Source organism: Brevundimonas sp. Root1279, assembly GCF_001425945.1.
In the GTDB taxonomy this organism is placed as follows: domain Bacteria; phylum Pseudomonadota; class Alphaproteobacteria; order Caulobacterales; family Caulobacteraceae; genus Brevundimonas.
On record NZ_LMEB01000005.1, the window covers coordinates 80,211 to 101,453 of the forward strand.

Here is a 21,243-nt window from a genome sequence, read left to right on the forward strand (position 1 = left end):
GATTGCACAGGCGTATTCGGGGGCGACTTCGCCGGGACCGGGCCCCCCCTCGTGATCCCGGCGAAGGAGCGTCAGCCAGCCATACGGAACGGCAGACCGCGCTCGCCCGGCTGGCGGTTAGGCGGCCAGCCGATCTTGGCGAGGGTTTCGTCGGCGTCCTTGTAGGTCTCGCCGAGCTTGTAGATGCGCTTGGCGTCCTCCGCCGTCGCGACGTCGCGATAGAGTTCGCGGGAGATGCGGACGATCTTCTCGATCTGCTGCACCGAGGTCATGCGCTCGCCCTTGCGGCCCCAGAGGTTGTCCTCAATGCCGACGCGGGCGTGCAGGCCCATGGCGATGGCCATGGCGTTCAGCGGATAGATGCTGCGCATCAGGCCCTCGATGGTCAGCACCGAGCCCTCGGGGCACCGGTTGATGAACTCCATCATGTTGCGCGGGTTGGGGCCGTCGAGGCCGCCGCCGATGGCGACCCAGTTGAGCACCAGCGGGCCCGTGTAGACGCCGCGGCGGATCAGGCGCTCGACCGTCTCCAGCTGACCGACATCGCCGAGCATGAAGTGCGGCTGGATGCCGGCCGCCTGCAGGCGCTTGAGGTGCTCCTCGACGAAGGCCGGGCCAGACGGGATGGTCATCTCGCGATAGGCTTCGCGATAGGCCGGCTCGCCCATGGAGGTGCCGCCGACGTCGTCGTCGGTGAGCAGCTCCATCACGTTCATCTGGTTGACGTTGATGGCGATGGTGACCTGGTCCGGCTTGGGGGTCAGGTCGGCCAGCATGTGGCGAGCCTCGTCGCCCAGCCATTTGGCGTCAGCGCCTTCGCCCTCGGGGGCGAAGGAGATCGAGCCGCCGACCTGCAGGATCATGTCCGGCACGGCGACGCGCAGGCGGGCCAGCAGTTCGTTGAACATCGAGAGGCGCTTGGAGCCTTTGCCGTCCATCTCGCGGACGTGGACGTGCAGCACGGTGGCGCCCGCGTTCCAGCAGTCGACGGCCTTCTGGACCTGTTCGTCCATGGTCACCGGGATGTCGTCGGAATCCCGCGGGAAGAACGACGGCGCGTACGGGGCCACCTGGATGACCAGCGGCTCCTGGTTTTCGGGGAGCAGGGAGTCGTCGAGAAAGCGCATGGGGAGTCCTCCAGTATTGTCCGGCCCGTGTGTCCCGGGCCGTGTCGTGGTCAGTAGGGTTTGCAGCCGATGATGGCGGCGCGTTCCATTTTCCGGACGGCCGGCCAGTAGTCCTGGACCGCGTAGTGCTGGGTGCAGCGGTTGTCCCAGATGGCCACGCTGTTCTTCGTCCAGCGCCAGCGCACCTGGTATTCGGGGATGGCGGCGCGGCCGATGAGATAGCTGAGCAGGTCGGCCGAACCGGGCGCGAAGTCCTGTCCGTAACGGACGTTCTCGGGCCGGTGGAAGTTGACGAAGTGAGTGGCGAAGCCGCTGACGAACAGCACCTTCTCGCCGGTCTCGGGATGGGTGCGCACCACGGGGTGCTCAGCGTCCGGGTAGGCCGCCTTCAGCGCGTGCCGCTTCTCCATCGGCATGGCCGCGCCGAACGAAGCCTCGATGCTGTGGCGGGCCCGCAGGTCCTGGATCTGCGCCTTGATGTGCGCCGGCAGGTCCGCATAGGCCTGGGCCATATTGGTCCAGATGGTGTCGCCGCCGACGGCCGGGGTCTCCAGGCAGCGCAGCACGGCGCCCATCGGCGGGACGTCGCGCCAGGTGGCGTCGCAGTGCCAGGCGTTCTCGTAGTGCTCCGGCGGGCTGTCGAGGTCCTTGTAGATCCGCACCAGGCCCGGGTTCTCCGGGTCGCTGCCGACGACCGGATGATCCTCGAGCTCGCCGAAGCGCCGAGCGAAGGCGACGTGCTCGGCCGCGGTGATGTCCTGGTCGCGCAGGAACAGCACCTTGTGCTTGAGCAGCAGCGTCTTGATCGTTTCGAACAGGGCGGGGTCGCGGGCCGCGTCGGCCAGGCTGACGCCCGTCAGTTCGGCGCCGATATTCGTGGTCAGGGGGTGGACGAGCATCGGCGCGGTTCCTCAGATCACGAAAATCGACGACCCGGTCGTCTTGCGGGCTTCGAGATCGCGGTGGGCCTGGACCGCATCGGCCAGCTCGTACCGTTGGTTGACCTCGATCTTGATGCGGCCGGCGGCGACGTGGCCGAACAGCTCGCCCGCCAGTTCCGCGCGCTCGGCGGGGTCGGCGATGTAGTCGGCGAGGGCTGGGCGGGTGACGTAGAGCGAGCCCTTGATGGCCAGCTGCAGGGCGTCGATCGGCGGGATCGGTCCCGAGGCCGTACCGACGCAGACCAGCATGCCGCGGCGCTTCACCGAATCCAGCGAGCTGGCGTAGGTGGCGGCCCCGACGCTGTCGTAGACGACGTCGACGCCAACCCCGTCGGTGATCTCGCGGACCCGCTTGGCGACGTCCTCGCGGTCGTAGCGGATGACGTGGTCGCAGCCGTGAGCGCGGGCCAGGGCTTCCTTGGCCTCGTTGGAGACTGTGCCGATGACGTTCAGGCCCAGCAGCTTGGCCCACTGCGTCACGATCAGGCCGACGCCGCCGGCGGCGGCGTGCAGCAGGACGGTGTCGCCCGACTTCAGGGTCGGGCAGATGCGGCGCAGCAGATAGGCCGAGGTCAGGCCGCGCATGGTCATGGCGGCGGCGGTCTCGAAGGCGATGGTCTCGGGGAGCTTGATCAGCGAGCCGACGGGCATGACCCGGGCGGTGCTGTAGGCGCCCAGCGGGCTGCCGGTGTAGGTGACCCGGTCGCCGGGCTGGAAGCCTTCGACGCCCTCGCCGACGGCGGCGATGACGCCGGCGCCCTCGACGCCGATGCCGCAGGTAGGCTTCACCGGATAATAGCCGGTCCGGAAATAGGTGTCGGCGAAATTCAGGCCGACGGCGACATGGTCGACGCGCACCTCGCCTGGGCCCGGCTCGCCGACGACGGCGTCCTCGTAGCGGAGGACTTCGGGGCCCCCGATCTCATGAAAACGTACGGCTTTATGCATAGAACTGGGGCTTCCGGCGGGCTTTTGTCAGCCAGAAGCCTATGGGCGGTTCCGGGGGCGCGCTCGTCATCCGACGACAGCGGCTTTTCATTTCGCGACACCGGGAGTAGCTTCGCCAGGCTCTTTTCCAGCTACGCTCACAGCAGCGCCCGTACCGGCCATGACGACCCTCATCCGCGCCGCGGTCCTGACCAGCTACCCCAATGTGGCGTGCCAGGTCGGCCTCAATCCCCGGGCGCTGCTGCGCCGGGTCGGGTTGGCCGAGGCGACGCTGGCGGATCCGGATCTGCGGGTGTCGTCGGCCGCGGTGGTCGAGCTGCTGGAGGAGTCCGCTCTGGAGTCCGGCTGCCTGACCTTCGGCCTGCGCATGGCCGAGACGCGGCAGCTGTCGGATTTCGGCGCCATGAGCCTGTTGCTGACGCACCAGTCGACCCTCGGCGACGCGCTGCGCACCACTATAGAGTATCGCCACCTGCTCAATGAGGCGGTGGCCATCCATCTCGAGGAGGCCGGCGATACGGTTATCGTCCGCACCGAGGTGGTGACCGACTCGCCCGCGCCGGCCCGGCAGGCCACGGAGCTGGCGCTGGGCGTTCTGTTCCGCATGTGCAACGCCCTGCTCGGCTCCCACTGGCGGCCGTACAGCGTCAACTTCAGTCACGCGGCCCCGCCGGATCTGCAGGTGCACCGACGCATGTTCGGCACGGTCGCCAAGATGGAGTTCAACGGCGACTTCAACGGCTTCGTCTGTTCCGCCGCCGACCTGCAGCAGAAGAACCCCACCGCCGACCCGGTCATGGCGCGCTACGCCGAACGCTTTCTGGAGTCGCTTCCGGTCGCCAATGAGATGTCGGCTGTGCGCGACGTCCGGCGGGCCATCTACCTGTTCCTGCCGATGGGGCGCGCCACGATAGAGCAGGTCGCCCAGGGCATGGGGCTGAACGTGCGGACGCTGCAGCGGCAACTGGACGAAGGCGGCGCGACCTTTTCGGAGCTGCTCAACGAGGTGCGCCGCGACCTCGCGCTCCGCTATATGGAGAACGAGAACCACTCCCTGGGCCGGATCGCCGAACTGCTGGGCTATTCGATGCCCAGCTCCTTCACGCGCTGGTTCGCCGCCCAGTTCGGATCGCCGCCGGCCCAATGGCGCGTCGAGCACGGCGGCCGGGCCGGAAGTGTGCGCCGCAACATGCCGCGCGCCGGCTGAAGGCGCTGTCACGGGCCTATGGCCTGCGGATCACGAAGTCCGCGACTCGTCAGAATTCGTTAGCTGAGCGGCGATATCCGGTCGCGATATGCCAAGTCGATGTCGTGAAATGAAAAGTCCCCCCGCTGGAGCGGTGACAGGCTCCCGTTAGTCGAGCGGCCCTCGTCTGGTCGCCGCAAGCGAACCCGATCAACGGGTTCCGGGGGAGAAACCATGAAGGTACGTCACAAGTGGCTGCTTGCAGCCGTGTCAGCGCCGGCCCTGCTCGCCGGCGTCGCCGGCACGGCGCAGGCCCAGGAAGCCCGAGAGCCGAGCACGCTCGAGGAGATCATCGTCACCGCCCAGAAGCGGGAGCAGGCGCTGCAGGAGGTGCCGATCTCGGTCACCGCCCTGACGTCCGAGACCCTGCAGGAGGCCGGCATCGTCGACATGAGGAGCGTGTCGACCATCGTCCCTTCGCTGAAAACCCAGGAGAGCTTCCAGCCGGTCGCCCAGGCCTACCGCATCCGCGGCATCGGCTCGGAGCCCAGCATCCCGACCTTCGAGCCGGAAGTCGGCCTGTTCATCGACGGCGTCTACATGCCTCGCTCCGGCCTGGGCGTCGGCGACCTGGTCGATGTCGCACGCGTCGAGGTGCTCTCGGGCCCGCAATCGACCCTGTACGGCAAGAACGTCAACGCCGGCGTCATCAACGTCGTGACCGAAGCGCCTTCGGACGAGTTCGAAGCCAGCATCGCCGGCACCCTCTCGCAACTGTACGGCGGCAAGGACGCCACCGCGATCCGTCTGGCCGGCTCGGTCTCGGGTCCGATTAGCGACGACGTCCGCTTCCGCCTGACCGGCGTGACCTATGACCAGGATCACCTTTACCGGAACCTGGTCGCGGGCGTCGGCGACGCCAACAACATGCACCGCTACGCCGTGCGCGGCGAACTGGCGTTCGACTTCAGCGACACCACGACCCTGCGCGTGGCCGCCGCCCGCAGTGAGATCTACGACACCGATGCGATCAATCCGGAGATCTTCGTCCAGCCGACGTCGAGTTTCCCCGCGGGGCCGCCGGACAACACCATCTGGACGCTGCAGGGGCTGCTCGGTCCGGCCTTCGGCATCTCGCGCTGCCCCAACACCGACAGCCGCGACCGGGTCATCTGCACCACGGATCCGACGCACACCGAGGGCTACAACAACCTGATCTCGGCGACCCTGACCAGCGAGATCGGCGGCCTGGACTTCACCTCGATCACCGGCTGGTCGGACTACCGGTCGCGCACCACCACCAAGGATGTGGCGCAGACCCAGCTCCCGCTGATCACCTATTTCGACACCCAGTCGGGCGAGGTCTTCAGTCAGGAATTCCGTCTGGCCTCGCCGGGCGGCGAGACCGTCGACTGGCAGGCGGGCGCCACCTATCTGACCAACGAGTTCAACCGCGGCGACCATGGCAAGACCCCGACCTTCGTCATGGGGGCCGCCGCGCCGTTCGTGCCGCTCGGCGCCCCGGCGCCGGCCGCGGCCCGTCTGGGCCGTCCGGGCGACCAGGGCTTCCTGAACTCGAACTCCGAGTCCGAGTATTACGCAGTCTTCGGCCAGGCGACCTGGAACATCAGCGAGCAGTTCGCGCTGACCGGCGGTCTGCGCTGGCAGCATGAGTCCAAGGAAGCGTCGGTCGACAACCGCTCGGTGATCTCGCCGGCCAACCCGCTGGGCATCAATGCGCTCAACGTCCTGCTGACGCCGTCGTCTGTGAACGGCTCGGTCGCCATCCCCGACATGGACAACTTCGTCGGCGCCGTCACCGGCGAGTACCACCCGAACGAAGACACCATGTTCTATGCGACCTGGTCGCACGGTGCGAAGTCGGGCGGGGCCAACATCGGCTTCGGCAACGCGCCTCTGGCGGGGCGCGCCTTCCGGCCCGAGACGGTCGACAACTATGAGGTCGGCCTGAAGGTCGACCTGATGGAGAAGCGGGCGCGTATCAGCACCGCCGCCTTCCACGCGCAGTACGACGACTATCAGAACGCCGGCTTCATCGGGGCCCAGTTCAACGTCAACAACGCCGAGGAAGTCGTAGTCGACGGGGTGGAGGCGAACGGGCTCTTCGTGATCGCGGACGGCCTGAACCTCAGCGCCGCCGTCACCTGGCTGGACTCCCGCTATGAGACATACACCGGCGGCGCCTGCCACGCGCCGTTCCCGCAGGCTCCGGCCCCTGCGCCCGTCGCTTGCGACCTGTCGGGCAAACCGCTGCCGATCGCGCCGGACTGGAGCACTTCGGTCGGCCTGGACTACGAGCGCCAGATCGAGTGGGGCGAGCTCTACGCCCGCGCCGACTGGGCCTGGTCGTCGGAGTATTTCACCAACACCAACCTCGATCCGCGTCTGGTGCAGGGCGCCTATTCCCTCGTCAACGTCCGTCTCGGCCTGCGCGCCGGCGGCGGCTACGATGTCTCCCTGTTCGGGAACAACATCTTTGACGAGGCGGTGGTGGTGCAGGACGCCGTCACCACCCTGTTCGGCAAGGACCCGTCCTACCAGCGCTTCCTGGCTCCGCCGCGCGAGATCGGCGTCACCGTGCGCAAGACGTTCTGACCGAACGAATCCCGTGTCCTGACCCTTGCGGCGCGGCTGATCTCAGCCGCGCCGTTTTTTTGCGTGTCGGGGGCGACAATCGCTCAGGTCAGCCAGTCGTCATGAGGCATCCCGCCCTGGTGCTCGACGTCGGCCACCAGCATTCCGCCGCCGTCGATGGTCAGCATGTGGTCGGGGGTCCAGACCTGTGTCAGGCCAAGGACGGGCGCGGGCGATCCGTCGTCCGCCTCGATCGCGGGCAGAACCTGAGGCAGGTTGATGTCGCCGGTCAGGAGGAAGGGGTCGTCAGAGAGTTCAGGGAGAACCTGAGGCTCCGTCGCCTTTGCCGAAACCTCCGCCGCAGGCGCTGGGCCCAGGGTGAGGACGACCCCGTTGAAGAAGCGGATCTGTTCGACGCCGTCCAGGGTGTCGGTCCCGTCGCGGCCGGCGACAGTGTCGGTGATGGTGAAACGGCCTCCGGCCAAGGGAGTGATCGTGTAGTCGGCCTGGAGGCCAAGGAGGACTGCGGTGTCGATGCCGGAGCCGCCGAACAGATTGTCGTTTCCACCGCGCCCGGCGAGGACGTCGTTCAGGGCGCCCCCGACGATCGTATTGGCCCCGGCGTTTCCAAACCCTGTGAAATTGCCCGTGCCGGTGAAGGACACCTGTTCGACGTTGGGAGCGAGGTTGGCGAAGTTCAGGCTGGTCTGGACGCGGTCAAAGCCGCCATCCGCCAGCTCAACCACGGTGTCGTTGGCGGTGAGGATGTAGGTGTCGTCGCCCGCGCCGCCCTGCAACTGGTTGGCGTCCCCGTCGCCGCCGATCAGGGTGTCGTTGCCGTCTCCTCCGACCAGCTGGTCGCGGCCCAGACCCCCCTGCAGGTTGTTGGCGGCCTCGTCGCCGATGATGGTGTCTCCGAAGGAGCCGCCGACCACGTTCTCGATCGCGAGAACCACGTCGATGCCGCCTTCCCCGTCCGAACCGCCGGATCCCAGGACGATGTTGATGCCGGCCGTCGCGGCGCTGTAGTCGACCCGATCGACGCCGGCGCCGCCGTCAAGGGTGTCCCCGCTGGCGCCGCCCACGAGCGTATCCGCGCCGGCGCCGCCCTGGAGGATGTTGTCGCCGGCGTCCCCGGTCAGCAGATCATCGAACCGGGAGCCGACGAGGTTCTCGATACTGATCAAGACGTCTGCGTCGCCATCGCCGTCTGACAGCGCCAGGCCTACGCTGAGATCAACGTTCACGCCGCTGGCGGCGCGCGAGTAGTCGGCGGTGTCCTGGCCGGCCCGACCGTCCAGATAGTCGAGCCCGGCGGCGCCGTAGAGGCTGTCTTCACCTTGAGACGTCCGGATAAGATTGTCTCTCGCGTTACCGATCGCTGTCACGTTGGCGTCGACGTTCGTCGGAAAGAACAAGAGTTCCTCGACATTGGCAGGCAGGACGAAGAAGTCAGCGCCGGTTCGCACCTGATCCACCCCTTCGTCCGCGAACTCGGTGATCGTGTCGCCGACCTCCACCTCGTAGAGATCGTCGCCCGCGCCACCCTGGAGGTGGTCCGGGATCAGGTCGGCGCCGCCCAGCAGGCGGTCCCTTCCGGCGCCCCCGATCAGATAGTCGCGCCCTCCGAAGCCCTGCAGCACATTGTTCCCCGCCGAACCGATAATCGTGTCGTTGAACTCCGTGCCGATCACATTCTCGATGTTCTGCAGGATATCGACCGCCCCGCCGCCGTCATTCTGGGCGACCTGGTTGGCGAGGTTGACGAAGACGCCGGCCGGCGTGGCGCCGAAGTAGTCGACAAGGTCTTCGCCGGCGCCGCCGTTGATCGTGTCAGCCACGCCCGGCATGCCACGCAGGCTGTCATTGCCAGCCGTGCCGGTGATCAGAGCGAACTCGGGTCCCGAGGTCGGTGCGGCCGCTTGCGGGCTGATCAGCAGCCCCTTGGCGCCCGTCTCCGGAATCGCGAGGCGCACGCTTCGCGCCGCCGCAGCATGCGTGTCGAACATCGTGCGTCCTCCTGGGGCGTCTTGGATATCCCGCTCACTCATCAGTCGTGACGCGTGATGGCTACACACCAAGCTTGCGCGGTCCATCGGGCGATACCCTGAGTTGCTCAGCCAGACACAGTGGACCTCGGCTCGCCGTCAGCCTTTCAGGGGGCACGCTTTGCTGGTGCAGGGCCGATGCGCCACTCAGATGAGGCCTTCGCGCTGGTCCACGAAGCGATGGCCCGGAGGGAAGCAGTCCGGCGTTTTATGACGTCACAATGGCCGCTAACCGGTTTATCCGACCGTGCCCCAAGACCTGGCAATGATGCTGAGGGCCTGGACGAGGTATTCGCGTTCATGACCGGGCGCCTGCCGGTTGATGAGTGCTTACCCGTAGGTGTTGAGAACGCATACGCAACCTTCGTTCGCACGGCGCTGCGTAGGGGGCAGGTCGTTAGCGCGCCGCGACGGGGCGATCGAGCTGTCACCTCTTGATTTTTATTATGGTGCGGGCGGTCGGGCTCGAACCGACACTCCTTTCGGAACCGGATTTTGAGTCCGGCGCGTCTACCAGTTTCACCACGCCCGCACAGGCCGTTTCGGCAGGCCGGACAGGTAGCGCGGCCGGCCGGAGCTGGCAATCACGCCGGGGTCAAGATTCGCCCCGGGCGGCATCGCGCCTGCGCTGTTCGCGCATTTCGCGTGAGCGCTGGCGGTCGTCACGCGTCTCGTAGCCGGCCATGACGAAATTGTTCCGATACAGCACGCGGGTGAGGGGGACGGCCTCGCCCGGAGCGTCGATGTGGGCGACCTTGGCCCGGCGCGCCGCCCGCAGGGCCGCCTCGCCGAAGCCGCCGTCCTGGGGGTGCTCGGCCTCGACCGTGCAATCCCGCAGCGACCCGTCGGGATTGGTCAGGCACATCACCGTCGCGAAGCCGCGAGCGTACTGCGTCGACGATGGGTAATCCGGGCGTGGCCACCGGGCCCAGGTCAGGCCGACCGGCAGGCCGCCCTCGGGCAGATCCGCCAGCTCGAGATCGCGCGGGTCGGTCAGCGGACGCTCGCAGGCGGCCAGGGTCGCGTCGATCGAGGTCGACGACGCCGGCAGGTTCAGGCGATGGACCAGATTGCGGCCGCCCTCGGCGGCTCCGGGGATCGTGATGCGGAGCTGGCCCCCCTCGCGCAGCTTGCGCGCGAAGGGCGCCGGCAGCTCGCTGACGGCGACGGTGTTGTTCATCGCGACGCTCCAGCGGGAGCTGTACGGCTCCTCATCGCCGAAGGCGATGTGCAGGATCCGGGTCTCGCCCTGGCCGGCCGGCGGCAGGCCGGTGATCAGGGCCTCATAGCTTTCGTCCACGCAGCGGGCGGCGATGCCGAGGCCGCTGTCGAACTGGGTATAGGCCAGGGTCAGCTTCTTGCCCGGGTCGCGCAGGATGTCCCAGTCGCGTTCAGCGTCCTGGGCGAGGGCGGGCAGGGCGATGGCGCCGGCGAGCGCCAGGGTGGCGAAGCGGGCGCGGCTCATGCCGAGGCCTCGACGTGGGCGTCGGACTGACCGGCCTGGATGCGGCGGGCGCGGATCCACATTTCGATGCGCTGGGTCACGACGACGCCGGCGGCGAACAGCAGGAAGGCGTCGAGCACCGCGACCGGATTGATGTGCCAGCTGGCCGCGTTGGCCTCGATCCACGGACGCAGAAGCGAGCGGCCGACGATCAGGGCGACGATCAGCAACACGCCGAGCGGCGAGGCCTGGGCCTTCAATTCGCCCTCCGGGGTCTTCTCGATGGTGACCATCTTGCCGCGCCACCAGCCGAAGGCGGCGCCCAGCGCCAGACCGACAACGATGATGATCCAGGCGCCGAGATCGAAGGCGGCATGGGCGGGGTCCTGCATGCTCATGCCCCACAGGCCGAAGCCGATCAGCGGGACGATCAGGGCGGGCGTCACCCACATCCACTGCGGGCGCAGGGTCCGCGGGCGGCGATTCCGCAGTACGATCAGCGGCAGCATGATCGCGATGACGATCAACGGGATCAATTGTTCGGTCGGCATAGAGGTCCCCCGTCCGCGTTTCCTGGCGCGAACCGGACTGAAGTTTAATCCTATCGTTGCATCCGTAAAGCCGCGCGAACGCGACGCCGACCCGGCCTTGGCCAAGGGCCCGCGGCGGGCGATGGCTCAGATCTGATAGCGGACCGTCATGACGACCAGATCGCCGGGTCGCGGAGCGCCGGCGGCGTCCATCGCCAGGCGGGCGGTCCGCATGGCTCGGATCGCCGACTGGCCGAAGCCGATGCGGCGATCGCTCTGATATTCGACGTCGCAGTCCACCGGCCGGCCGTCATCGGCGACGACGCAGCTGAGCACGGCGAAGCCGACGCGGGTGCTGGTGGCGTAGGCTGTTTCCGGCACCTCGGGGTTCGGCATGCGGCGCCACAGGGACGGAGACATGACCCGCGACTGACGCCAGTGAGGCCGGTCCTCGCGCGGCTTGACGAGCGGCTCGTCGCAGGCGGCCAGGACCTGGTCCACCGCCGTGGAGTCCGACGGCAGGTCCAGCGCGTATTGGCCCAGCGGGCTGCTGTCGCCCGGCGCGATCGCGGCGGCCAGCTGCAGTCGACCGCCTTCGCGCAGGCGGCGCGCGGTCATGCCCGGCGTGGGGCTGTAGGCCATGGCGCCGTCCGGGCTGCCGAACCAGTGGACGCTCTCGGTCGGGTGGTCGCCGTAGGTGGTTTCGATATAGCGGGTGGCGTCGAGCAGGGCCGGCAGCCCGAGGACGAGGACGTCCAGCAGGCCTGCCTGGCAGCGTACGGCCAGAACCTGGCCGCTGGCATGGGCGCTCGTGGCCAGGGCCAGCTCTTTCGTCGGGTCGACGGTCAGGGCCCAGCTGACGGGAGCCGACTGGGCCGCGGCCGGGGACGCGCCGAGCAGGGCGAGGAGGCCGGCGACGATCGCGCCTCGCATCAAGCCTTCTCGACCGTCTGTTCGATGGCGCCGAAGATGGAGTGATGCTTGTCGTCCAGCATCTCGATGCGGACGGTGTCGCCGTGCTTGAGGAAGTTGGTCTCGGCCTTGCCGCGCAGGATGGTCTCGACGGTGCGGACCTCGGCGATGCAGGAGTAGCCGAGGCCGCCCTCGGCGACCGGCTTGCCGGGGCCGCCGTCGGCGTCGCGGTTCGAGACGGTGCCCGAGCCGATGACCGTGCCGGCGCACAGGCTGCGGGTCTTGGCCAGGTGGGCGATCAGGGTCCCGAAGTCGAACGTCATGTCGACGCCGGCGTCGGCCTTGCCGAAGTCCTCGCCGTTCAGCTGGACCGACAGGGTCCCGTGCAGCTTGCCGTCCTTCCAGCGACCGCCCAGCGCGTCCGGCGTCACAAACACCGGCGACAGGGCCGAGGCGGGCTTGGACTGGACGAAGCCGAAGCCCTTGGCCAGCTCGGCCGGGATCAGGTTGCGCAAGCTCACGTCGTTGACGAGCCCGACCAGACGGATGTGAGTCAGGGCCTCTTCGCGGGTCACGCCCTGGGGGACGTCGCCGACGACCACCACGACCTCGGCCTCCAGGTCGCAACCCCAGGCCTCGTCGGCCAGCGGGATGGCGTCGCGCGGGGCGAGGAAGCTGTCGGAGCCGCCCTGGTACATCAGCGGGTCGGTCCAGAAGCTGTCGGGCATTTCGGCGTTGCGGGCCTGACGCACGAGGGCGACGTGGTTCACATAGGCCGAGCCGTCGGCCCACTGATAGGCGCGGGGCAGGGGCGAGGCGGCCTCGCGCTCGTGGAAGCGGCCCCGCGGCACGCCGCCGTGTTCGAGGCTTTCCGCCAGGGCGCGCAGGTCGGGCTCGACCCGGTCCCAGTTGTCCAGCGCCGCCTGCAGGGTCGGGGCGATCAGGAAGGCGTCGGTAAACCAGGCGAGGTCGCTGGAGACGAGGACGAGACGGCCGTCGCGGCCGTGCTTGAGCGAGGCGAGTTTCATGCCTCTGGCTTAGGCGGTTTTTTCCGGCGGGGGAACTAGCGGCCGCCGGACAACTCCGCATGGGCGGCTCGCAGTTCGGCGATGCGGTCGCTCTCTTCGCGCCAATGCTGGTTGAAGGCGGCGACGGCGAGGCGCAGGGCGTCGGTCTGCTCGCGCTGCGTCATGTCGCGCGGCTCGGAATGGTGGTCATGGTGCGTCTCCGCCGGCGGATGGACGGCGGCGGGGCTGACGGTGATGACCGTCACGGCGCTGGCGGCCGCCGCCGAGGACGCGGAGGCGCCGGCGGGCTCGAGCACGCGTTCGGCGTGAGCGTCGTGGGCGCCGTGGCCTCCATGGCCCCCATGGCTTCCACGTCCGTGAGCGCCGTGTCCGTGTCCGCCATGGCCGGCTGCAGGACCGTGATCTTCCTCGACCTTGCCGTCGACGGCCTTCTGCAGACGGCCGACGTTCTTGGACAGGCCCTTGGCGAGCTTGAGGGTCCGGCCGAGGCGTTTGTCGATGACCCTCAGCAGATGTTCGGCGCGGCCCTTCAGGGCGTTGTCGTCGGCCTTCATGGCCTCCTTGGCGGCCTCGTCGATGGCCTCCCAGATGGCGCGGGCGGCGTCGGGACGCCGCGACGCGCCGCGGGCGCCGAGGTACCAGCCGGCCAGGGCGGCGGCGGCGAGCAGCAGGATCAGGGCCAGCCAGATAACCGGATCGGCCCCGATGAAGATCGGCGGATCGAGCGGGGCGTTGGCCGGATCGGCCATGGCGAAGTCGGCGCCGTAGGACATGCTGCTGCCTCCGCTGGTCTACCCGCGTTCTCGGGTGGAGCATCTTGCCCCGACCGCTCCGCTTGGCAACGGGAAAGGTTAACGGCGAAGCGAATTCCCGCGACGGGCGAGTGGCCTCAGGCGGCCGAAGGCGGGGTGATCAGGGCCGTTGCCTCCGCCCCGGTGCGGGCCAGAAGGTCGCGCACCTCGACCTCGACCGACACGGCGCCCTCGGGCGCGTGGGCCCACAGATAGCGGCGCTCGATTTCGACCTCGCGGCCCGATGGGGCGAAACCGGTGAAGCTGTCGCCCCACGGCGTGATCGCCTTGATGTCGGGCCAGGGCAGCGCGCAGGCGGCGTCCAGCTCCTCGATGGCCATCAGCGACAGCTCATCGGCGTGGGGATCGGGGGTTACAGCCACCGGCGGACCTTCTTGCGATAGGCCTCGTACGCGGGGCCGAACTTTGCGGCCAGATAGGCCTCTTCGCGAACGATCGCCAAGCGGTCGATCGCGATCAGGCACGGCGCCAGCAGGCCGACGGTGATCAGGCTGTTCATGGCGACGGCGATGCCGAGGTACATCATGGCGAAGCCGATGTAGATCGGGTTGCGGCTGAAGCGGTACAGCCCGTCGGTCGCCAGGGCTGTGGTCTCCTTCCACGGCGCCGGATGGGTCCCGAGGCGGCGGAAATGTCCGGCCGCCGCCCCGTCGATGAGCAGGCCGCCGGCGATCAGGGCGAACGCGACGTAGCGGCGAACGTCCCAGCCGACGCTCAGCCCCGGATCGACCACGACCCGCGTCAGACCCCAGCCGACGGCCAGTCCGACGGCGAAGATCAGCGGCGGCGGGATGATGCCCGGCGTGTCGGATTTTCCAATCATCAGATGACCTGACCCTGCGGCGCGGTGAACTCGGACGTCGGCGCGTCGCCGGTGTTGACCACCTCCGAGGGTTCGAAGATCAGCACCTCGGCTTCTTCGTCGGCGGCGGTGCGGTGCTCGACGCCGCGCGGGACGACGACGAACTGGCCCGCCTCAAGGGCCACGATGCGGTCGCGGAACTCGACCCGGAAGCGGCCCTTCCACACCAGGAACATCTCGTCGGCGTCGACGTGGCTGTGCCAGGGGAACACGCCCTGCACCTTGACCAGGCGGACGTCCTGGCCGTTCAGCTGGGCGGCGACGCGGGGCCGCCAGTGGTCGCTGATAGCGGCGAACTTTTCGGCCAGGTCGATGGCGCCGGTCACGGCCGGACCGCCTCGTCGGCGTAGATGGCGACGCCGGCCGGCGAACTGCTGGAGACCGCGCCGCGGTACATGCCCGAGGTGGTCATGGCGAAGGCCGGGCGGCCCTGCAGGTCCATGACGATGACGCCGCCGGAACCGCCCAGCGACAGGGCGTCGTCGACCTCGGCCTGGGCGGCGGCCTGCCCGGTCGCGCCGGAGGCGATGCGGGCGCAGATGTCTCGTGCGACCGAGGCGCGGATGTAGAATTCGCCGTCGCCGGTGGCTGAGACGCTGCAGCCGTCGCGGTTCGAGGCGTAGGTGCCGGCCCCGATCACCGGCACGTCGCCGACCCGACCCCAGCGCTTGGCCGTGGTGCCGCCCGTCGAGGTGCCGGCGGCGAGGCGGCCCTGGCTGTCGATGGCCACGGCGCCGACGGTGCCGAATTTGCGCTCATTCAGCGGCGGCTGGGGGAGCAGGTTGTTGTCGGCCAGCGGACCGGGCGCGCCGGCCGGACGCGCCGGGATGGGAAGGTTCTGGCGACGCAGCTCGCGCTCCAGCCCCTGCCAGCGGCGCTCGGTGAAGAAGAAGCTGGGGTCGACCTGCTCCAGGCCCACCGAGGCGGCGAAGCTGTCGGCGCCCTGGCCGATCAGCATGACGTGCGGCGACTGCTCCTTGACGGCGCGGGCGGCGGCGATCGGGTGGCGCGTGGTGGTCAGGCCCGCGACGGCGCCGGCGGTCAGGTCGGTCCCGTCCATGACGGCGGCGTCCAGCTCATTGCGACCCGCGGCGGTGAAGACGGCGCCGCGCCCGGCGTTGAACAGCGGGTCGTCCTCCATCACCTCGATGGCCGCCTGGACCGCGTCCATGGCCGAGCCGCCGTTGGCCAGCACGGTCCGCCCGGCCTCCAATGCGCGGTGCAGGGCTGCGCGATAGGCGGCGTCCTGCTCGGGCGACAGGCTGGCCCGTTCGATGACCCCGGCACCGCCGTGGATTGCGAAGGACCAGGTCGGCGCCTCCTGGGCGGCGGCGGGCGTCGCGAGGAGGGCGAGAACGGCGGCGGCGGGGATCAGGCGGATCAGCTTCATGGTCGCAACCTCGACCAGCCGCGCCGGCAACTCAAGGGCCGGTCAGGCGATCCAGCGCGGGCGGGCCACCTCGCGGGGGGCGCGGCCGTAGATGCGGTGCGCCAGCATCGACAGCCGGATCCAACCCGCCTTCGGTTCGGCCAGCCAGGCGCAGCCCAACAGGCGGTTCACCGAGGGCGGCCGGTCGACCCAGCCGAAGGGGGTGTTGGGCAGCAACAGCAGGTCGCGCCGCTGGCCGTTGCGACGGGTGCGCCAGACCGGATCCTGGGCGGCGACGCGAGCGAAGGCGGGGTTGATGGTGATGATCGCCTCGGGGTCCCAGGCGTTCACCTGTTCAAGGCTGACCCGGCCGATGTCAGTTGAGCCGACGGCGACATTGGGCCAGCCGGCGCCCTCCAGCACCTCGGTGGCCAAGGCCCCGTGGAAGCCGGTTTCCAGCCCGTCCTCGCCCCGCGCGTAATAGAAGCTTGGGCCCGGCGGCGCCTGGCGCCACCGTTCCAGCACCGAGGCGGCGGCGTCGGCCAGGGTCTCCGCCTCCGGAGGCGCTTCCAACAGTTCGGCGGCCTGACGCAGGGCGTCGGGCATACGGTCGAGGGAGCCGTCCAGGAATCGCCAGTCCGCGCCCAGCTGCCCCCGCAGACGGTCGGCCAGGGCTTGGTATTCGAGCTCGACGTCGCCGTAGTCGATGACCAGGCGGGGCTTGAGGGCGGCGAGGGCGCGGACGTTGGCCGGATCGCCTCCGCCGCTGGTCAGGGTGCCGAGTTCGGGAAGCGCGCCGGCGAGCGGCGGCAGGGCGGCGAGGGCCGCCGCGTCCGGCTTCCACGGCCAGCCGGCCAGACGCTCCCGGGCCACCGCCCAGATGAGCAAGGCCGCGGGCTGGCCGGCTGCGACAACGTCGCCGCCGCGCCGCGCCGGAGGACCGGAGCAGGCGGCCGCGGCGACGCCGCCGGCAAGACCGGTAGCCATCAGGATGCGGCGCGTCAGCATGCCGGGCGGGTGACTCCGTTGTTCAAAACTGGCCCAAAACGAGGCGTCTCACGCCGGGTTACGACTTGTAAAGCCTGTCCCGGGGTGGTTCTGTCGCGGCTCTCAGGGGAGGTGGGCGCGCGAAGGTGCGCCTCAATCGAGGACAACGCTTCCTCGCAGTCAAAGGGTTCGCATGAATATCGTCATCTTGCTGGGGGTGGTGATCACCCTCGTCACGGGCATTCCCGTGCTTCTTCAGATCCTGAAGAACCACCCGAGGGGCCTGATCATCTGCTTCTTCGCCGAGATGTGGGAACGGTTCTCGTTCTACGGCATGCGCGGCCTGCTGATCTTCTATCTGACCCAGCACTTCCTGTTCCCCGACGCCCAGGCGTCCGGTCAGTACGGCACGTACGGCTCGCTCGTTTACCTGCTGCCGCTGATCGGCGGCATCGTGGCGGACCGCTACATCGGCACCCGCAAGGCGATTATGTTCGGCGCTATCCTGCTGGTCATGGGCCACGGCCTGATGGCGGTCGAAGGCAGCCCGGCGCAACAGGTCCTGCGCACCGGCGACCAGACCTTCGCAGTCCAGATGGTCGAACGTGACGGCCAGAACGTCAGCCAGGTGACCATCGACGGCCAGGCCTTCGACTACACCACCGGCGCCGACGGCAATGCGGTCGTTGCGGGGCTCCCGGCCGGATCGCCGCTGGCGACGGCCGACCTGCAGACCGACGTCATCAAGTCGTCGGGCGAAAAGTGGTTCTTCCTCGCTTTGTCGCTGATCATCATGGGCGTCGGCTTCCTGAAGCCGAACATCTCGACCCTGGTCGGGCAGCTCTATCCGCAGGGCGATCCGCGTCGAGACTCCGGCTTCACCCTGTACTACTACGGCATCAACCTCGGCGCCTTCTGGGCCGCCGTGCTCTGCGGCTACCTCGGCCAGACCTTCGGCTGGGGCTGGGGCTTCGGCCTCGCCGGCATCGGCATGGCGCTGGGCCTGGTCGTCTTCTGGCTGGGCAAGCCGCTGCTGCAGGGCAAGGGCGAAAGCCCCTATCCCGAGCTGATCAAGAAGCCGGTCGCCGGGTTCCTGAACCGCGAAATCATCATCTATCTGCTCGGCTTCGTCGGCGTCGCCGGTCTGTACTTCGTCGTTCCGAACCATACCCTGGTCGGTCAGGGCCTGCTCGCCGCTACCGTGGCGGCGTTGGGCTTCATCACCTGGTTCATCGTCTTCAAGCTGCGCGGCGACCGCGTCGCTCGCGAGCGGATGATGCTGGCCATGGTGCTGATCTTCGGCTCCGCAGTGTTCTTCACCCTGTTCGAGCAGGCCGGTTCGTCGCTGAACCTGTTCGCCGACCGTAACGTCGACCTCTCGATCACCGGCGTGCCGGGCACCATCCTCGGCATCCCGTACGGCACGCCGGCCCAGTTCGCGGCCTACGGCATGTCGCCCACGGGCCTGTGGATCGACACCACGATCACCGCCGCCCAGACCCAGTCGTTCAACGCGGGCTTCATCCTGATCTTCGCGCCGGTCTTCGCGGCCCTGTGGGCCTTCCTGGGCCAGCGCCGGATCGACCCGAACCCGGTGGTCAAGTTCGGCCTGGGCATCATCCAGGTCGGCGTCGGCTTCCTGGTCGTCGTCTGGGGCGCCAACTCGGGCATGGTCGATGACGCCTTCCGCACGCCGCTGGTCCTGCTCGGCCTGCTCTACATGCTGCACACGACCGGCGAGCTGTTCCTCAGCCCCGTCGGCCTGTCCGAGATCACCAAGCTGTCGGTGGCCTCGATCGTGTCCTTCATGATGGCGGTCTGGTTCATGGCCTCGTCGATCGCGCACTTCATCGGCGGCGAGATCGCCAAGCGCGCCGGCACCGAGACGGTCGGCGGCGAGGTGACCAATCCGGAGGCTGCGCTGCAGACTTCGCTGGACACCTTCAACACCATCGGCTGGGTCGGCATCGGCATCGGTGTCGCCTTCATCCTGGCGAGCTTCTTCATCGCCAAGTGGTCGAACGGCGTGAACGACCCGAACAACCACCCGGGACCGTCGGTCACCGAGGGCGGTCACGAGGACGGCAACGTCGCTCAGCCGCATAAGAGCACGCTCGGCTAAGGCCGGGCGCAACCTGAACTGAGAAGGGCGGCGCTTCGGCGCCGCCCTTTTTCTTTGCGCCGAACCCGATCGCACAAACGAAAACGGCGCGGACTCCGGGGAGCCCGCGCCGTGCGCGTCGACCGGTTTCAGCCGGTCAGAACGACTTGCGGATCTGCAGGAACAGCCAAGGGGCCATCTTCGTGCGGCGCACCTCGGTGAAGGCCAGCGGGGCCACGTCGCGGGGGCCGCTGTAGATATCGCGGCTGTAGCCCTGCTCGCGGTCCGTGACGTTGCCGACGTCCAGCTTGACGGTGAGGTCCGTGGTCGGCTTCCACTGGGCGTACAGGGTGACGAACGGCTCGGCGTAGAAGGCGCGGACCTCGCGGACGCGGAAGGCGCGACCCTTGTCGACGTTGCAGCCGTGGTCGAAGCCGTAGGACCATTTCCCGCCCTGGAGGTCCTGGTTGAAGCTGACGCCGCAGCCGAAGGCCTGGTTGCCCTGGAAGCGTCGCTCCTCGCCGGTCACCGGATCGATTACGCTGGTGTCGACCCAGCTGCCGCGCACCTGGAACCGCCCGTTCGGGATGCCGAGCTTGTCGGTGGGGAGGGTCAGGCGCGTCTCGAAGACCGAGAAGTCGCCGTCGCCGATGTTGCCCACGCCGTCGAAGCCGCCGGTCAGCGGGATGATGTCGACCACGTCCTTCACCCAGCCGCGCTGGGCCACCAGGGTGAAGACGCCCTCGCCCCAGAAGCGACGCTCATAGACGGCCTCGATGACGGTCTGCTGTTCCGGCACCAGGTCCGGGTTGCCGCCCTCGACCTGGCCGATGTCGATGTCGGCCGAGGCGACGAAATCACGGAAATCGAGCTGGCCGACCGAGTGCTCGGCGCGGAAGCGGAACTGCTGGCCGGCCCACGGCGTCCAGGTCAGCTGCAGGCGCGGCTTGGGATAGACGAACGACTTGCTGGTGTCGCTGTCGCCCGTCTGGCTGATCTCGGAGACCTCGACGCGCAGTCCGGCTTCGAGGGTGAATTTCGGGTTCGGGCGCCAGGTGGCCTGGCCGAAGACTTCGCCGCGCAGCTCTTCCACCTTGACGGCCGCCGAGGGCAGCGGGATCGGCACGCCGTCTTCCTCATAGGTCGTGGCGCTGTCGAGGAAGTTGTAGGCGATCTCACCGCCGCCCTCGTAGGCCCAGCGGTCGTTCGGGCGGAAGCGCAGCACGCCGCGGCCGATCGACTCGCCCGAGGTCGAGTCCTCGGTGAAGGTCGAGGTGTCGAGGGCCGTGAAGGAGACGCCGGTGTAGTCCTGGGTCTGAGAGCGCTGCAGGCCGGTCACCTCGAGGCCGAGGCGTTCGGACAGGTCGCGGGTCCAGTTGAAGCCGAGCTCGCCGTTGATCGAGTCCGACTGCTCGTCGTTGAAGCTGTCGACCCCGGCGCCCGAGTTGATCAGGATGTCCTGCTGGTTCTCGTTGCCGAACCAGCCGACCAGGCCGTTGACGCGCAGACGGCCGCCGACGAAGCCGCGCTGAATGGCGCCGGTGGCGCGCACGTTGCGGAAGCGGTCCCACAGCTCGATGTCTGCATCCTGGATCTGGGTCCCGTCGGGGGCGTAGCGGCGACGGTAGCCGTCGCCGGTGCCGTCGGTGCGGTCCGTGGTGGCGCTGATCGAACCCTCGATCGAATTGTCGCCGTCGCGCCGCGAGTACTCCGCCGAGAGGATCGGGCCGAGATAGCCGTCCGGATAGATGTAGGTGTTGAACTCGAGCACGCGCTCGGTGGTCACGGTGCGCTTCAGCACGACGTTGGCGATGACCGAGCGGCCCTGCATGTCGATGCCCGGGGCGCCGCCGCGGATCAGCTCGATGCGCTCGACGCTGTCGGCCGAGATCCGGCGCAGAACCTGGTCGAGGCTGTCGCTCTTGGAGGAGGGACGGTCGCCGTCGATCAGCACGTTGCCGGCGGCGCCCGCAAAGCCGCGCGTGCTGGTATCGCCAACGTCGAGACCGAACCCCGGCAGGCGGGCGATCATGTCCAGGGCCGTGTCAGGTTGCGAGTCGGCGAAGAACTCGGGCTGGAAGATCAGGACGCCGCGCTGGTTGGCGTCGACCTCGGGCGAGGTCTGCAGAGGACCGGTCGGGATCGGCGTCTGCGAGGCGCTTTCGGGATTGGGCGATTGGGTCGGCGTCGTCTGGGCCAACGCGGGAGCACCCAGCATCGATAGGGCGGCCGTCGCCAGCCAGATACGCTTGTCCATTAGTCCCTCTCCCTGATGCGCGGACGGTGCCCGTGGCGCAGGGAGGGCTCCAGTTACAAGCTGGACAGGTGGATTAATTCGCGGACAGGCTTGGGG

The 21,243-nt window shown here is 68.6% G+C and carries 18 protein-coding genes and 1 tRNA gene; 3 read left to right on the forward strand and 16 right to left on the reverse strand.

The genetic code is table 11. The features are described 5' to 3' along the window. Positions 1-71: 71 nt before the first annotated feature. From ASC65_RS06385 to ASC65_RS06395, 3 genes are read right to left on the reverse strand one after another with little or no spacing between them, the layout of a single operon-like run. The gene (locus tag ASC65_RS06385) at positions 72-1,127 is read right to left on the reverse strand and encodes a 3-keto-5-aminohexanoate cleavage protein (protein ID WP_056450733.1); all 1,056 of its coding nucleotides are present in this window, start codon (positions 1,125-1,127) and stop codon (positions 72-74) included. Between the two features lie 50 nt (positions 1,128-1,177). Next, positions 1,178-2,026, reverse strand: coding sequence for a TauD/TfdA dioxygenase family protein (locus ASC65_RS06390; RefSeq protein WP_056450736.1), 849 nt, complete (start codon positions 2,024-2,026; stop codon positions 1,178-1,180). A gap of 12 nt (positions 2,027-2,038) precedes the next feature. Continuing rightward, the gene (locus ASC65_RS06395) at positions 2,039-3,016 is read right to left on the reverse strand and encodes a quinone oxidoreductase family protein (RefSeq protein WP_056450738.1); all 978 of its coding nucleotides are present in this window, start codon (positions 3,014-3,016) and stop codon (positions 2,039-2,041) included. 160 nt (positions 3,017-3,176) lie between these two features. On the opposite strand from ASC65_RS06395, the gene ASC65_RS06400 reads away from it, so the two are divergent. Both ASC65_RS06400 and ASC65_RS06405 read left to right on the forward strand, forming a co-directional pair. Continuing rightward, entirely contained in the window at positions 3,177-4,223 is a 1,047-nt protein-coding gene (locus tag ASC65_RS06400; protein ID WP_056450741.1) for an AraC family transcriptional regulator, read from the forward strand. A 213-nt stretch (positions 4,224-4,436) separates the two neighbouring features. Continuing rightward, positions 4,437-6,818 (forward strand): TonB-dependent receptor, encoded by a 2,382-nt coding sequence (locus ASC65_RS06405; RefSeq protein WP_056450744.1) that lies wholly within the window; start codon positions 4,437-4,439, stop codon positions 6,816-6,818. An 83-nt stretch (positions 6,819-6,901) separates the two neighbouring features. Here ASC65_RS06405 and ASC65_RS06410 read toward each other — a convergent pair whose 3' ends face one another. From ASC65_RS06410 to ASC65_RS06465, 12 genes are all read right to left on the reverse strand, one after another. Beyond that, on the reverse strand, positions 6,902-8,806 hold the full coding sequence (locus ASC65_RS06410) for a calcium-binding protein (protein ID WP_056450747.1): 1,905 nt from the start codon (positions 8,804-8,806) through the stop codon (positions 6,902-6,904). Between the two features lie 486 nt (positions 8,807-9,292). Continuing rightward, positions 9,293-9,377: transfer RNA gene (locus tag ASC65_RS06415), tRNA-Leu, on the reverse strand. A gap of 63 nt (positions 9,378-9,440) precedes the next feature. Continuing rightward, positions 9,441-10,310 carry a hypothetical protein gene (locus ASC65_RS06420; protein ID WP_056450749.1) on the reverse strand — a complete coding sequence of 290 codons (870 nt, stop codon included), beginning with the start codon at positions 10,308-10,310 and terminating at the stop codon, positions 9,441-9,443. After that, entirely contained in the window at positions 10,307-10,840 is a 534-nt protein-coding gene (locus ASC65_RS06425; protein WP_056450752.1) for a CcdC protein domain-containing protein, read from the reverse strand. The genes ASC65_RS06420 and ASC65_RS06425 overlap by 4 nt, the downstream gene beginning before the upstream one ends. Before the next feature lie 126 nt (positions 10,841-10,966). Beyond that, positions 10,967-11,752, reverse strand: coding sequence for a hypothetical protein (locus ASC65_RS06430; protein WP_056450757.1), 786 nt, complete (start codon positions 11,750-11,752; stop codon positions 10,967-10,969). Next, positions 11,752-12,759: a fumarylacetoacetate hydrolase family protein gene (locus ASC65_RS06435; protein ID WP_056450760.1), complete on the reverse strand. Its 1,008-nt coding sequence runs from the start codon at positions 12,757-12,759 to the stop codon at positions 11,752-11,754. The genes ASC65_RS06430 and ASC65_RS06435 overlap by 1 nt, the downstream gene beginning before the upstream one ends. Positions 12,760-12,794: 35 nt before the next feature. Continuing rightward, positions 12,795-13,532, reverse strand: coding sequence for a hypothetical protein (locus ASC65_RS06440; RefSeq protein ID WP_056450761.1), 738 nt, complete (start codon positions 13,530-13,532; stop codon positions 12,795-12,797). A gap of 116 nt (positions 13,533-13,648) precedes the next feature. Continuing rightward, the gene (locus ASC65_RS06445) at positions 13,649-13,933 is read right to left on the reverse strand and encodes a hypothetical protein (RefSeq protein WP_082525904.1); all 285 of its coding nucleotides are present in this window, start codon (positions 13,931-13,933) and stop codon (positions 13,649-13,651) included. Next, on the reverse strand, positions 13,924-14,394 hold the full coding sequence (locus tag ASC65_RS06450; protein WP_235561420.1) for a methyltransferase family protein: 471 nt from the start codon (positions 14,392-14,394) through the stop codon (positions 13,924-13,926). The genes ASC65_RS06445 and ASC65_RS06450 overlap by 10 nt, the downstream gene beginning before the upstream one ends. Further along, positions 14,394-14,759: a cupin domain-containing protein gene (locus tag ASC65_RS06455; protein ID WP_082525905.1), complete on the reverse strand. Its 366-nt coding sequence runs from the start codon at positions 14,757-14,759 to the stop codon at positions 14,394-14,396. The genes ASC65_RS06450 and ASC65_RS06455 overlap by 1 nt, the downstream gene beginning before the upstream one ends. Further along, positions 14,756-15,823 (reverse strand): isoaspartyl peptidase/L-asparaginase family protein, encoded by a 1,068-nt coding sequence (locus ASC65_RS06460; protein WP_056450767.1) that lies wholly within the window; start codon positions 15,821-15,823, stop codon positions 14,756-14,758. The genes ASC65_RS06455 and ASC65_RS06460 overlap by 4 nt, the downstream gene beginning before the upstream one ends. Positions 15,824-15,865: 42 nt before the next feature. Next, positions 15,866-16,810 carry a hypothetical protein gene (locus ASC65_RS06465; RefSeq protein ID WP_056450770.1) on the reverse strand — a complete coding sequence of 315 codons (945 nt, stop codon included), beginning with the start codon at positions 16,808-16,810 and terminating at the stop codon, positions 15,866-15,868. Positions 16,811-16,982: 172 nt separating this feature from the next. On the opposite strand from ASC65_RS06465, the gene ASC65_RS06470 reads away from it, so the two are divergent. Continuing rightward, positions 16,983-18,911 carry a peptide MFS transporter gene (locus ASC65_RS06470; RefSeq protein WP_056450773.1) on the forward strand — a complete coding sequence of 643 codons (1,929 nt, stop codon included), beginning with the start codon at positions 16,983-16,985 and terminating at the stop codon, positions 18,909-18,911. Between the two features lie 136 nt (positions 18,912-19,047). On the opposite strand, the gene ASC65_RS06475 is transcribed toward ASC65_RS06470, so the two are convergent. Further along, a complete protein-coding gene (locus ASC65_RS06475; RefSeq protein ID WP_056450775.1) occupies positions 19,048-21,147 on the reverse strand; it encodes a TonB-dependent receptor plug domain-containing protein in 2,100 nt (699 codons plus the stop codon). Positions 21,148-21,243 lie beyond the last annotated feature (96 nt).

Coding starts and splice junctions, on each gene's coding strand:
- ASC65_RS06385 (WP_056450733.1), bottom strand. CDS start 1,127: ATGCGCTTTCTCGACGACTCCCTGCTCCCCGAAAACCAGGAGCCGCTG.
- ASC65_RS06390 (WP_056450736.1), bottom strand. CDS start 2,026: ATGCTCGTCCACCCCCTGACCACGAATATCGGCGCCGAACTGACGGGC.
- ASC65_RS06395 (WP_056450738.1), bottom strand. CDS start 3,016: ATGCATAAAGCCGTACGTTTTCATGAGATCGGGGGCCCCGAAGTCCTC.
- ASC65_RS06400 (WP_056450741.1), top strand. CDS start 3,177: ATGACGACCCTCATCCGCGCCGCGGTCCTGACCAGCTACCCCAATGTG.
- ASC65_RS06405 (WP_056450744.1), top strand. CDS start 4,437: ATGAAGGTACGTCACAAGTGGCTGCTTGCAGCCGTGTCAGCGCCGGCC.
- ASC65_RS06410 (WP_056450747.1), bottom strand. CDS start 8,806: ATGTTCGACACGCATGCTGCGGCGGCGCGAAGCGTGCGCCTCGCGATT.
- ASC65_RS06420 (WP_056450749.1), bottom strand. CDS start 10,310: ATGAGCCGCGCCCGCTTCGCCACCCTGGCGCTCGCCGGCGCCATCGCC.
- ASC65_RS06425 (WP_056450752.1), bottom strand. CDS start 10,840: ATGCCGACCGAACAATTGATCCCGTTGATCGTCATCGCGATCATGCTG.
- ASC65_RS06430 (WP_056450757.1), bottom strand. CDS start 11,752: ATGCGAGGCGCGATCGTCGCCGGCCTCCTCGCCCTGCTCGGCGCGTCC.
- ASC65_RS06435 (WP_056450760.1), bottom strand. CDS start 12,759: ATGAAACTCGCCTCGCTCAAGCACGGCCGCGACGGCCGTCTCGTCCTC.
- ASC65_RS06440 (WP_056450761.1), bottom strand. CDS start 13,532: ATGTCCTACGGCGCCGACTTCGCCATGGCCGATCCGGCCAACGCCCCG.
- ASC65_RS06450 (WP_235561420.1), bottom strand. CDS start 14,394: ATGATTGGAAAATCCGACACGCCGGGCATCATCCCGCCGCCGCTGATC.
- ASC65_RS06460 (WP_056450767.1), bottom strand. CDS start 15,823: ATGAAGCTGATCCGCCTGATCCCCGCCGCCGCCGTTCTCGCCCTCCTC.
- ASC65_RS06465 (WP_056450770.1), bottom strand. CDS start 16,810: ATGCTGACGCGCCGCATCCTGATGGCTACCGGTCTTGCCGGCGGCGTC.
- ASC65_RS06470 (WP_056450773.1), top strand. CDS start 16,983: ATGAATATCGTCATCTTGCTGGGGGTGGTGATCACCCTCGTCACGGGC.
- ASC65_RS06475 (WP_056450775.1), bottom strand. CDS start 21,147: ATGGACAAGCGTATCTGGCTGGCGACGGCCGCCCTATCGATGCTGGGT.